Below are 13,042 nucleotides of genomic sequence, written 5' to 3'. Positions count from 1 at the left end.
GCGCGCCCTCGAGGCGCGCGTTTGTCGTTCTACGACTTTAGGCGTATATCCTGCAAACCTGCTACTTTGGTATGATGGCAGGCAACGCTAGCTGATCTGGATACACATGCGCGCGCACTCTGACATGGCACATACCGTCACTTTCAACTCAGCCCTTATCGTGGACGACCACCCCTTGTTCTGCGATGCCCTGTCGATGACATTGCAGGTGGTGTCGTCGATCACCAGCATGCACACCGCCCCGACTCTTCAGGATGCGCTCGACATGATCGCGTGCGGCCCGGAACCGGATCTGGTGGTGCTGGACCTGAACCTGCCGGACGTAAACGGGCTGGATGGTTTGCTGCGGCTGCGCAACGCCACCAAAAGCCCGATCCTGGTGGCATCGTCCATGGCCGACAACCGCATCATCAGCGCGGCGATTCACGCCGGCGCCGCCGGGTTCATTCCAAAGCACAGCCAGCGGGACGTGTTCTACCAGGCGCTGGAAACGCTCAAGCGCGGCGAAACCTTCATCCCGCCCGACTGCGTTCTGCTCGAAGAAACGGACACCGCCGACAAGGATGACGCAATGAAGCGGTTGGCTTCGTTGACCAACCAGCAGGCCCGCATTCTGCAGCTGATCTGCGAAGGCAAGCTGAACAAGCAGATCGCCTATGATCTGTCGATCGCCGAAACCACGGTCAAGGCGCATGTCACCGCGATCATGCGGAAACTGGGTGTTCAGAGCCGCACGCAGGCGGTGCTGATCGCAAAGCAGACCAGCTTTGCAAATGTATTGCACGATCAAACACCACAGGGCTAATCTGGCCCACGGTTTTTAGGGGAGGAAATGAGATGGGCCATCTTCGTGGTCTGTCCGAGGCGACACAGATCGTGCGGTCAGGACAAGTCGATTGCCTAGCCTCGGATGCGGTTGCGCAACTGGCCAGGGCGCTCAGGCCTGGAGATCTGTCCCTGGTTGTACTATTTCTGTCTCCGCAAACTGATGTGTCCCGCCTGATCGACGAAGCCCAGCGGGTTTTTGCGCCGGCACAGGTGGTTGGCTGCACCACGGCCGGAGAGATAGGCGAAACGGGCTATACCGAAGGCAAGATCATCGCCGTCGGGTTTCCGCAAACCCACTTTCACACCCGGACCATCCTGATCGACGATCTTGACCAGTTCGACGCCCAGAACCTGATCGAGCGCATGATCCGCAACCGAAACCATATGGCGGGCGAAACGCCGGACTGGACCTCGGATTTCACCTTCCTGTTGATCGACGGGCTGTCCACCAAGGAAGATATGCTCACGTCCCAGCTGTCCGTCGGGCTCGGACCGGTGCCCTTCTTTGGCGGCTCGGCCGGTGATGGCACCGATTTCGGCAAAACCTATGTGCTGCATGGTGGGCGCGCGCATTCCAACGCCGCCATCCTCATTCAGATGCGCAGCCGCTGTCCGATCCGCGTCTTCAAGACCGACCACCTGATCCCGGCCCAGAAACGCATGGTGGTGACCGGGGCAGATCCGGCCCGGCGCATCGTCCACGAGATCAATGCCGAACCGGCGGCACGGGAATACGCACGTCTGCTCGACAAGGATCCCGAGCAGCTGACAACCTTTACCTTTGCGGCGCATCCGGTGGTGGTGCAGATTGGTGATCAGCACCACGTGCGCGCGATCCAGCAGGTGGCCGAAAATGGCGATCTGGTGTTTTTCTCGGCCATTGACGAGGGTGTCGTCCTCACGATGGCCGATGCTGAGAACATGGTCACGCATCTGACCCGTGAAATGGCGGCCCTGTCGGACCAGAAACAGCCGGAAATCGTGCTGGCCTGCGATTGCATCCTGCGCCGCCTCGAAGCCCAGCAGAAACAGATGACAACCGACATCTCACGTGTGCTCGGGGAAAACCGGGTTGTCGGCTTTTCTACTTACGGCGAACAGATCAACTCGATGCATGTGAATCAGACGCTCACCGGCGTCGCGATTTATCCACCCGAGGATGGCTGAGACATGACCAGCGAACTGATCGATCCCCGCGACACGCTCGAGCGTCAGAATGAGAAACTGCTGAAAATCACTGAGACGCTGATGCGGCGGGTCGAACAGAGTTCCGAAGCCTCAGGTGCCGCCTACGCCCAGTTTCAGCGGGCGGTAATGCTTGAAGAGGAAGTGCGCTCGCGCACAAAGGAACTCGAGCACGCGCTGGATCTTTTGAACGTCTCGAACGCAAAACTGGCCGATGCCAACGCCGAAACCGAAGCGGCCCGTGCAAACCTCGCCAATGCGATCGAGACGTTGAAAGAAGGGTTCGCCCTATTCGATCCAAGCGATGCGCTTGTCATGTGCAACAGCCGGTTCAGCAAGCAGATGCGGGATATCTACCACCTGCTCAAACCGGGGCTGAATTTCGAAAACTATGTCCACTTGATTGCCCACAGCCCCTATCTGTCGCTGCCCGAGGGCGAAACACCGCAGGGCTGGGAGACCTACCGTCTGGCCCAGCACAAAAAAAGTCACGCCGCCTTTAGTGTTCGCATAGCCGACAACCGCTGGCTGCAAGTAAGCGAACATCGCACCCCGGATGGCGGCACCGTGATCATCCAAACCGACATCACCGAAATGATGCGGCTCGAGTTGCAGGAGCGCGAACGCCTGTTGGATGATCAGGCAAAGCTGATCAAAGCCACGCTCGAGCATCTGAATCAGGGCGTTTTTATCTTTGACTACCAAAGCCAGCTTATTGGATGGAACCACCGCGCCGGTGAGCTTTTAGCTATACCGGCAAACCGGGTGCAGTTGGGAACCTACTTCGCATCCTTCTACCGCGAGGTTCGCGACGATCTGGAATTCCTTGGCCCGATTGACAACACCGATGTCGAAGCCTGGGTGGCGAGCAAGACCACGCGCGCTCCGCTGTCTTTCGAAATCGCCATAGGCGCCGATCGTGTCCTCGCCGTTTTTGCCCAGCAGATGCCCGACCGGGGATTCGTGATCAGCTTTACCGACATCACCGCAGAACGGGCGGCCGTGCGTGCAATCCGGCAAGCGAACGAAACCCTTGAACAGCGCGTGGCCGCGCGCACGCTGGACCTCGAGGACGCATTGTCCGAAGCCGAGAGGGCGAACGCTTCGAAATCGCGCTTTGTCGCCGCGGCCAGCCACGACCTGTTGCAACCGCTTTCGGCCGCCAAGCTGTATGTGGCCTCTCTCGACTGCGATCTGCAGCGCTCCGAACTTCGCGAACGCGTATCCAAAGTCAGCAATGCGCTGGTCAGCGTCGAGCAGATCCTCGCCGCCCTGCTGGACATTTCCAAACTGGACTCGGGTCTCGCCTCGGTTGACGTCTCGTCGATAAATCTCCGGGACATGCTGACCCAGTTGAGTGATGAGCTTGAGCCGCTGGCCCGAGAAAAAGGGTTGGAATTTCGGTTGGTCAACTGTGATGCGTGGGTCGAAAGCGACTCGTCCTATCTCCGCCGCATCCTCCAGAATCTGGCGTCGAACGCCATTCGCTATACGGACCACGGCAAGGTGCTGGTCGGTGTGCGGCACGGTTCGGGCTCGGTCCGGGTCGAGGTCTGGGACACCGGCCCGGGCATCCCCGAGGATCAGCAGGAAAAGGTGTTTGACGAGTTCCACCGCCTGAACGCCACCGCCAACCCGACCGAGGGCATGGGCCTTGGTCTCGCCATTGTCGAACGCGCCTGCCGCCTCCTGCAACACCCGCTGCACCTTTCCTCACGAGTCGGGCGCGGCACATGCTTTGCCATCGAACTGCCGCTCTGCTTGGCAGCCGCGGGCAACAAGCCCGCCAAAATCCCCGCCTCAAGCGGCAAGTCCCTGGAACACCAGATCGCCGTGCTGATCGAGAACGACGCTGAACTGCGCTCGGCCATGACCATTACGCTCGACAATTGGGGGCTTGATGTGCTGCCCTGCGCCAACCTGGACGAGGCGCTGGATCTGCTGCGCGAAATCGACACCGCGCCGAACGTGATCATCGCCGATTATCAGCTGGATGACGGGGCGCTTGGCATCGATGCGATCCACTCGATCCGCGCCCTACATGGGCCGGTGCCGGCCTGCCTGGTGACCGCCAACCGTTCGCCCGATCTGCACGGGGCCTGCGAGTCGCTCAACGCGGCGCTGTTCTACAAGCCGATTGATCCGGACGAGCTTCGTGGATTTCTGGAAGATGTGTTGGCGGGGACCGCAGTATAGGTCTGCTTGGGTGTCTGTAAGGCGAATCTGACCTTTGGGTTGGAGCATTTGACTATTCTTGCTCGGTGTTTGCGCCCCAATGTACCGACACGCGTTTACCGCACGCGGTACGCCTAGCGAATACACACATCCGACCGCGTCAGGAACCGCCGCCCTGATCCATTCTCGAGCGAGAACATGCCGCCGATCCCATCAATCGCATCGATGACCAGATCGGTGTGTTTCCAGCGTTCGTATTGATCGGCGTTCATGTAGAAAGGAACATCACCGATCTCGCCGACCAGAACATCCTTGTCCCCGACAATGTAGTCGCCCTGCTGAAAACACATCGGGGCCGAGCCGTCACAGCATCCGCCCGACTGGTGGAACAGCAGATTTTCTCCGAACCGGCTTTTGAGATCCGAGATAAGCTCCAACGCTGCGTCGGTCGCGGTGACAGTCATGGTTTCGGTCATCACATGGCCTTTCGGGAACAAATAGGAAAAGCCGCCCCCGCATCACAGCGAGGACGGCCTGTACGTGACCTGTTTAGAAGAAGCCAAGCGCGTTGGGGCTGTAGCTGACCAGCAGGTTCTTGGACTGGCGGTAGTGATCCAGCATCATCTTGTGGGTCTCACGACCGATGCCTGACTGCTTGTAGCCGCCAAAGGCCGCGTGGGCCGGATAGGCGTGGTAGCAGTTGGTCCAGACACGACCGGCCTGGATTTCACGGCCAAAACGGAACGCGCGGCTGCCATTGCGGGTCCAAACGCCGGCCCCGAGGCCGTAGAGCGTGTCATTGGCGATTTCCAGCGCTTCGGCGTCATCTTTGAAGGTGGTAACCGACAGAACCGGACCGAAGATCTCTTCCTGGAAGATCCGCATCTTGTTGTGACCCTTGAACACGGTGGGTTCAATATAGTTGCCACCTTCGACGCCAGGCAGGGTCGAGACGTTGCCACCGGTCAGCAATTCGGCGCCTTCATCCTTGCCCAGTTGCAGGTAGGAAGCGATCTTTTCCTTCTGCTCGATTGAGGCCTGCGCACCGATCATCGTGCCCATGCTCAGCGGGTTGCCCTGCTTGACCGCCTTTACGCGCTCCAGAGCGCGGGCAATGAAATCATCGTAGATCGATTCCTGGATCAACGCGCGCGAGGGGCAAGTGCAGACTTCGCCCTGGTTCAGGGCAAACATGGTGAAACCTTCGAGACATTTGTCGAAGAATTCATCATCCGCTTCCATCACGTCTTCAAAGAAAATGTTCGGGGATTTGCCGCCCAGTTCCAGGGTGACCGGAATCAGGTTCTGCGACGCATATTGCATGATCAGGCGCCCGGTGGTGGTTTCACCGGTGAAAGCGATCTTGGCGATGCGGTTGGAAGAGGCCAGCGGCTTACCGGCTTCGAGGCCATAGCCGTTGACGATGTTGAGAACACCGGCGGGAAGGACATCGGCGATCAGTTCAGCCAGAACCATGATCGAGGCCGGGGTCTGTTCGGCAGGCTTTAGAACAACGCAGTTGCCGGCGGCGAGCGCTGGCGCCAGTTTCCAGACCGCCATCAGCAGCGGGAAGTTCCACGGGATGATCTGACCGACAACGCCCAGAGGTTCGGGGATGTGATAGGCATAAGTGTCGCCGTCGATTTCCGAGACATGGCCTTCTTCAGCGCGGATGCAGCCGGCAAAGTAACGCCAGTGATCGACACACAGCGCCAGGTCAGCGGCGATAGACTCGCGGATCGGCTTGCCGTTGTCCAGAGTTTCAGCGGTTGCCAGGGTCTGGGTGTTAGCCTCCATGATGTCGGCAATCTTGAGCAGCATGTTGGCGCGCTCGGTGGTCGAGGTCTTGCCCCAGGCCGGGAAAGCGGCGTGGGCGGCGTCCAGCGCGGTCTCGATGTCATCAGCGTTCGATCGGGCGATTTCGCAAATCACTTCGTTGGTGATCGGTGTAGTGTTTTCGAAATACTGGCCCGACCTGGGATCAACGAATTCACCGTTGATGAAGTTTCCATAGCGCGCTCTGAACGGGAATTCGACGCCAAGATGCGAAGTGTCCAACGCGGTGCTGACCTGTACGTTTTGAATGTTCATGCCATTCCTCCCCTTTTAAAGAGTTCCAAGAAATGCAGCGGATCCCACGGCCTCAATCCTTACTGGTTCAGGCACCGGACCGGTGCTGGGCCAAACATAGGAAGCAGAACAATGTTTCGATATTGTACCTTGGTCTGAGCGACTTAGGTCTCACTCGACACAAACCTGGTAACTGATTCCGGTGCAAAAAATTGGACGGTCAAATAGCTTTTCGACACAACAGCAGAACGGGTAGTGTCGCAAACTTTTGGAACGACTAAAGCCAGCGATATGCTAGACGCAGTTATCCTGCGATCTCAGCAAACATCCGAAAGCCGGAAGTCGTATCGCTAGAGAATTGCCGCTTCCGGATCATGTTGGCGACCTCGATGCCGTCCAAAGTGGCGGAAGCGGATTCGAACGACTTAAACCCACACATGTGCCGAACACGCCGCTTTATGAACCGATGATCCTGTTCGATCATGTTGTTCAAAAATTTGGATCTAATCGTCTGTACTTTGGCTGGGCAACCGAACCGCTTCAGAATCCTGTTCACTTCTCGAATGCCAGCTGCATTTGCGCCACTTTTGTCGATGACGATTTTGATTGGGATCCCGTTTGACGACAGTGCTTTGGCAAAGAACCTGGTTGCTGCTGGACGATTTCGTCGCTCAGACAGCATGAAATCAAGGGTGTTTCCAGCTTTGTCGACTGCTCGATAAAGATACATCCACTTCCCGCGCACACGGAGATAGGTTTCGTCCATGCGCCAGGAACTCAGCGTTGGTCGCTTCTTCGATTGCGCGCTCGCGGCGATCATCGACGAATACTTAACGACCCACCTGTTGAGAGTGTCGTGGTCCACCTGCACGCCGCGTTCGGCCATGATCTCTTCCAAATCACGATACGACACCGTGTAACGCAAATAGAAATACACAGCGTAAAGAACTGCATCCTTGGGAAAGTGGCAGCCTTTCAGAGAGATCATACTTAAAACCTGTTCGAAAACTATTCGACGGGAACAGACTGCGAAACCTGAGTGCTCGTCAATCTCAGTTCAAAATTTGCGACACAACCGTCTCGTAGGAAACGTCGATCCCGCGCGCAAGCAGCATCTCTTCAACTTCGCGAAGGCTCAAATTGAAGCGAACGTAGAGCCACACAGCGTGGGCGATGATCTGAGGAGGAAATCGATGACGCTTGTAGCAGATTGACGATGAATTCATCGATGTCACCTACGTCCAAATCCCAACATGAGCAACCGATCGACGGTTTACGTGACAACACCATTGAAACAAAGATGATAGGACGCCTCAGGAAACTGGATTGTAGCTTTACGCATTGTTCGAAACCGGATTTCGCAGTTACCGTCAGTGTCAGAGCGTGTGTCGACATCAGGCTGGCGATTCTGTTTTTGAATCGGCCGCCAAAGGAAATTGAAGGGCGACCAACCGCCGCTGGGAGAGTGCAATGACAAAAATTGAAAACCCCGCTTTCGATCAATTGCTGGACGAAGTCCGCGCCATCGCTTCGGCGCGGTTGGACAAAACGGACTGTGACGATTTCCTGACCGCGCTGGACTTGTTGTTTGGCCGATCCTCGTTCGAAGACCTTCAGGGCCGGACAGCAGAAGAGGTTTATGGCGCGTCTCTGGCGTTGTGGAAATTCGCGGCGCGTAAACCATCGGGCGCGGCGCGAGTGCGGATGTACAACCCACGCATGGCGGAACACGGGTGGGAATGCGCCCACACCGTTCTGGAAATTGTCAATGACGATATGCCGTTCCTTGTCGACTCGGTCACGTCTTTTCTGGCCGGGCAGGGCTTGTCGATCCACTCTCTGATACACCCGCTGTTGCGGCTCAAACGGACCCCCGACGGCAAGCGGGTCGGCGCGCCCGACGCATCCGATGCCGAATGTCTGGTCGAGTCGATGATTCAGGTTCAAATAGATCAGATCGGGGATCAGGCGCAGATTGATCGGCTTGAGGCAGAGGTCGCCCAGATCATGAAGGATGTGCGCGTCTCGGTTGAGGATTGGCAACCCATTATGGAGCGTCTGGGCACCGTGACGGAAATGCTCAAGAGCAATGCCCCCAAGAAATCGAAAACGGTCACGGCTGAGGTTGTCGAATTCCTGGACTGGCTGGCGCAAAACCACTTCACCTTTCTGGGATACCGCGAATACGCAGCACATGGCAAAACCGGTACGATGCGGCAGGTGGGCAAGACCGCGCTTGGCCTGATGCGTGATCCGGACTTCACCGTCCTGCGTGACCTGGAGGGCAATTTCACCGATCGCTCGCCCGAGATGGACGCTTTTGCCAGCGATATTTCTCCGCTGATGATCATCAAGGCAAACCGCCGCTCGACGGTTCACCGCGCAACGCATTTTGACCTGATCGGGGTCAAGCAGTTTGACGCAAAAGGAAAGCAGACCGGTGAACATGTGTTCATCGGGCATTTCACCGCCGCTGCCTATAACCGGAGCCCCAAGTCGATCCCCCTGTTGCGGCAAAAGGTCGAGCGTATCATCGAACGCTCCGGGTTTACCCCGGACAGCCATGACGGCAAGGCACTGACGCATGTATTGGGGACCTATCCGCGGGATGAGCTGTTCCAGAGCTCTGACGATCAGATGTTCGAAAACGCCATCAACGCGCTGCATCTGACAATCCGGCCAAGGTCGCGGTTGTTGCTGCGCCCGGATCGGTTCGGGCGGTTCGTGTCCTGCCTCGTTTACGTCCCGCGTGAGCGCTATAATACCGAGTTGCGGACCAAGATCGGCGACATTCTTGCGGAAGAGTTCGAAGGCCGCGTTGCAACATGGTCCCCCGCCTTTGACGAAGTTCTGGCGCGGGTGCATTTCGTCATTGCGCTCAGCGGCAAGGTTGCCTCGAAGGAAGAGGCCGCCGCGCTAGAGGCGCGGATCATCGACGCGGTGCGCAGCTGGGGTGATCACCTTCATGACGCGCTGGTTGAACGCAAGGGCGAATCCGAAGGCAACAGGTTGCATGCGCTTTATAGCGATGGATTTGCCGTGTCCTATCGGGACGAGTTTCAGGCCGTTTCGGCTGTGTCCGACATTGACAAGATGGAGCAGTTGGCCGGTGAAACCGACCTTGTGCTGAAGTTCTACCGCAGGCTTGAAGACCCTGAGCACAGCGTGCGTTTCAAACTGTACAAGCGCGGGCCGTCTGTGCCGCTGTCCGATTGTCTTCCGATCCTTGAAAACCTGGGTTTCCGCATTCTGGCGGAACATCCATTTCTGATCGACCGCGGCGATGATACAATCTGGATTCACGACTTTCACATGCAGTCGTCGGACGGGCAGAATATCGACGTATCCGCCGTCCGCAGCAATCTGGAGGAGGCCTTTTCCACGCTATGGGCAAAGGAGGCCGATGACGACCCGCTGAACCGGCTGGTGCTGGTTGCCGGCCTGTCCATTCGTGAAACGGCGCTGTTGCGGGCGTATGGCGGGTATCTCCGTCAGGCGCGTATTCCGTATTCGCTGCCCTATATGCAGGATGCCCTGATCGCCAATCCCGGCATCTCGGGTAAGCTGGTGGCCCTGTTTCAGGCCTTGTTCGATCCGGCCATCTCAGGGGATGCCGCCGCGCGTCAGAAGGGGGCAGGTAAATTCGCGGCGGATATCGAAGCCATGCTGGAGAAGGTCGCGAGCCTCGACTTTGACCAGATCCTGCGCCGGTTCCGCAACGCCATTCAGGCGACGCTGCGCACCAACTATTTCCAACCCGGCGCGGATGGCCGCGACAAATCCTACATGTCATTCAAGTTCGATTGTTCAAAGCTGGACGAGCTGCCGCTGCCGCGCCCGTGGCGCGAGATTTTTGTCTATTCGACCTCGGTTGAAGGGGTGCATTTGCGCTATGGACCCGTTGCGCGCGGCGGTTTGCGCTGGTCCGACCGCAAAGAAGATTACCGAACCGAGGTGCTCGGGCTGGTGAAGGCGCAACAGGTCAAGAATGCGGTTATCGTTCCGGTCGGCTCGAAGGGCGGGTTCCTGCCCAAGACCCTTCCTGCCGGTGGCACCCGTGAAGAGGTGATGGCCGAGGCGGTGCGCTGTTATCGGATTTTCCTGTCCGGCATGCTGGACATCACCGACAATATCTCCGGCTCCGATATCGTCCCGCCCAATGCGGTCGTGCGCCGCGACCCTGACGACCCCTATCTGGTTGTTGCCGCCGACAAGGGAACGGCGACATTTTCAGACTTTGCCAATGCTTTGGCCACGGAATACGGGTTCTGGCTAGGCGACGCCTTCGCCTCGGGTGGCTCAAACGGCTATGACCACAAAGGAATGGGGATCACGGCCAAGGGCGGATGGGAGGCCGTGAAGCGCCACTTCCGCGAGCTCGACCACGACACCCAGACGCAGCCCTTTACGGTCATAGGCTGCGGTGACATGTCGGGGGATGTGTTCGGAAACGGAATGCTGTTGTCGGACCAGATCAAGCTGGTTGCCGCTTTCGATCACCGCGACGTTTTTATTGACCCGAGCCCCGACCCGGCCACCAGCTTCGCCGAACGCAAGCGGTTGTTCGAACTGCCGCGCTCTAGCTGGGAATCCTATGATCCCAAGCTGATTTCAAAAGGCGGCGGCGTGTTCTCGCGGTCGTCCAAGTCGATCAAGCTGACACCCGAGATCAGAAAGCTGACCGGGCTGGACGTCAAAACCGTCACCCCATTTGAACTGATCCGGGCCTTGCTGAAATCACAGGCCGACCTGATGTGGTTCGGCGGGATCGGCACCTATATCAAAAGTGCCGCTGAATCCCACGCCGATACCGGCGATCGGGCCAACGACCAGATCCGGGTCAACGCCAACGAAGTACGGGTGCGGGTGATCGGCGAGGGCGCCAATCTGGGCGTCAGCCAAATGGGCCGTATTCAACTGGCTCAGGGCGGTGTCAAGATCAACAACGATGCTGTCGACAACTCGGCAGGGGTCGATTGTTCGGACCACGAGGTCAACATCAAGATTGCCTTGGGCGCAGTCGTCGATGCGGGCGACATGACGGAAAAACAGCGCAATACGCTGCTGGCCAAGATGACCGACGAGGTCAGCGAACTGGTGCTTAAGACCAATTACCATCAGACCCTCGCAATCTCGCTGGACGAGGCCGCCGCCCCCGCGCTGCTCGACAACCATGTCCGGTTCATGGAAGGGCTGGAGGCCGAAGGCAAACTCGACCGCGCGGTCGAGTATCTGCCCGATGACGAAGAGATCGCCGAGCGCCGCGCCGCCGGTCGTGGCCTGACCCGGCCAGAGATCGCCGTGCTTGTGGCCTATGCCAAGAACGACATCTTCTCGGATCTGGTGAAGTCGGATGTTCTTGACGACCCGTATATGGAACGGTTCCTGATCGAATATATGCCGACCCCCTTGCGTACCGCGCATCTTGAGGTTCTGCGCAACCACCGCCTGCGGCGCGAGATCATTGCCACCGTGGTCGTCAACATGCTGGTCAACGAAATCGGCCCGACATTCTGCGCGCGCCTGCGCGAAGATACCGGCGCGACCGTGGGTGAGATCGTCAAAGCCTTTATCATTGACCGCGAGATTTTTGACCTTGCCGAAACCGCAGCCGAGGTCAACGCGCTGGACAACAAACTTGCGGCAGATGTGCAGATCGAAATTCACCGCGCGCTGTCAGAGATGCTCGCCGCTCAGTGCCAGCGGCTGATCAAGAATAATGTCCGTTCGATTGGCGATGCGATCTCGGTCTATCAGCCGGGGATCGCCGCAATCGCGTCAGTGGCCGAAGCGACGGTCAGCGCGTTTTCACTGGAACGGCTCAAGCAGCGGACGGATGAATTGCTTAAAAAGGGTGCGCCGGACGATCTGGCCTCGAAGGTTGCCACGCTCGAATTGCTGGGCGGTGCGATGGATATCTTTGATGTCTCGGAACGGTTGCAACTCGAGGTGCGGGATGTGGCGGCAAGCTATTTTGCAACCGGGGCCCGGTTCAGCCTCGACTGGTTGCGGTCACGCGCCAGAAGCGTTGCTGTTGACGACCATTGGGAACGGGTCGCGCTTGCCCGTCTGATGTCGGATATCCGGGTGCATCAATCCAACATCGCCGCCGCCGCGCTGGTGCTGTCCGGGGCAGAGTCCGGTCAGGATTGCGTTGCCCATTGGGTGGACCAGAACGGCGATCTGGCGCAACGCACGGACCGGCTGATTGCCGAACTGAGGTCAGCCGGTGCGCTGAGCGTTTCCAAGCTGGCGGTTGCGTCTTCGCATTTCGCGTTGCTGGCGACCTAAAGTCGGGACTGTTCGTAGCGAAACAAAAAAGGACCGGGCCTATGCGAAACCCGGGCCTTGTGGTGGCGATTGGGGTCAGACCCCAATGCCGGGGGGTCAGGAAATCTCGCCCATGCAGAGATATTTGGTCTCAAGGAAATCCTCGGTCCCGTATTTTGAGCCTTCGCGACACATCCTCCAATGGTTCAGCGAACGTTGGGGTGGATTCTTAAATGAAGTGCAACTTCTGCATCAAAAAAGAAAATCGCTGTCTAAAAGGGTTGAAACATCAATGCCACGCAAAGTAACGGAATTCCCCGACCCGTCTGATATGACTGCATCTCCATACGAGTTCACAACCAAATAGTTGCTTTGGAGATCAGTATAGTCGGCTATGGAGTTGGCGGTCGAAAGAACAAGAACAGGTGTTGTCACATTAACTTCCGGCCCACCAAGGAATGCTGATGCTCGGATTTCAAGCGGCTCGAGTAGCGGCATTCCAGGCGTCAAATGC

General features: G+C 57.9%; 7 protein-coding genes and 2 pseudogenes. 4 read left to right on the top strand and 5 right to left on the bottom strand.

Annotated features, from left to right (window positions below; all coding sequences use genetic code 11):
• Nucleotides 1-124: 124 nt before the first annotated feature.
• From ACR0AO_RS21535 to ACR0AO_RS21525, 3 genes are read left to right on the top strand one after another with little or no spacing between them, the layout of a single operon-like run.
• On the top strand, nt 125-805 hold the full coding sequence (locus tag ACR0AO_RS21535) for a LuxR C-terminal-related transcriptional regulator (RefSeq protein WP_480608371.1): 681 nt from the start codon (nt 125-127) through the stop codon (nt 803-805).
• A gap of 32 nt (nt 806-837) precedes the next feature.
• Nucleotides 838-1,995, top strand: coding sequence for an FIST N-terminal domain-containing protein (locus ACR0AO_RS21530; protein ID WP_480608369.1), 1,158 nt, complete (start codon nt 838-840; stop codon nt 1,993-1,995).
• Between the two features lie 3 nt (nt 1,996-1,998).
• Nucleotides 1,999-4,209: a hybrid sensor histidine kinase/response regulator gene (locus ACR0AO_RS21525; RefSeq protein WP_480608366.1), complete on the top strand. Its 2,211-nt coding sequence runs from the start codon at nt 1,999-2,001 to the stop codon at nt 4,207-4,209.
• A gap of 113 nt (nt 4,210-4,322) precedes the next feature.
• Here the strand turns inward: ACR0AO_RS21525 and ACR0AO_RS21520 are convergent, their stop codons facing one another.
• The 4 genes and pseudogenes from ACR0AO_RS21520 to ACR0AO_RS21505 form a co-directional block, all read right to left on the bottom strand.
• Nucleotides 4,323-4,664, bottom strand: a complete 342-nt coding sequence (locus ACR0AO_RS21520; protein ID WP_480608363.1) for a DUF779 domain-containing protein — start codon at nt 4,662-4,664, stop codon at nt 4,323-4,325.
• Nucleotides 4,665-4,737: 73 nt separating this feature from the next.
• Nucleotides 4,738-6,279, bottom strand: a complete 1,542-nt coding sequence (gene adh / locus ACR0AO_RS21515) for an aldehyde dehydrogenase (protein WP_480608360.1) — start codon at nt 6,277-6,279, stop codon at nt 4,738-4,740.
• Nucleotides 6,280-6,562: 283 nt separating this feature from the next.
• Nucleotides 6,563-7,246, bottom strand: coding sequence for an IS6 family transposase (locus ACR0AO_RS21510; protein WP_480608357.1), 684 nt, complete (start codon nt 7,244-7,246; stop codon nt 6,563-6,565).
• Between the two features lie 85 nt (nt 7,247-7,331).
• A pseudogene (locus ACR0AO_RS21505) lies at nt 7,332-7,484 on the bottom strand (IS6 family transposase); the annotation flags it as partial.
• Between the two features lie 244 nt (nt 7,485-7,728).
• Between ACR0AO_RS21505 and ACR0AO_RS21500 the strand changes: the two are divergent.
• Nucleotides 7,729-12,549: an NAD-glutamate dehydrogenase gene (locus ACR0AO_RS21500; protein ID WP_480608354.1), complete on the top strand. Its 4,821-nt coding sequence runs from the start codon at nt 7,729-7,731 to the stop codon at nt 12,547-12,549.
• Nucleotides 12,550-12,780: 231 nt separating this feature from the next.
• Here ACR0AO_RS21500 and ACR0AO_RS21495 read toward each other — a convergent pair.
• Nucleotides 12,781-13,042, bottom strand: a pseudogene (locus tag ACR0AO_RS21495) (hypothetical protein); the annotation flags it as partial.

Source organism: Ruegeria sp. AF8 (assembly GCF_056541825.1).
The sequence above is the reverse complement of the archived record's forward strand: the minus strand, read 5'-3'. Positions and strand labels throughout refer to the sequence as shown.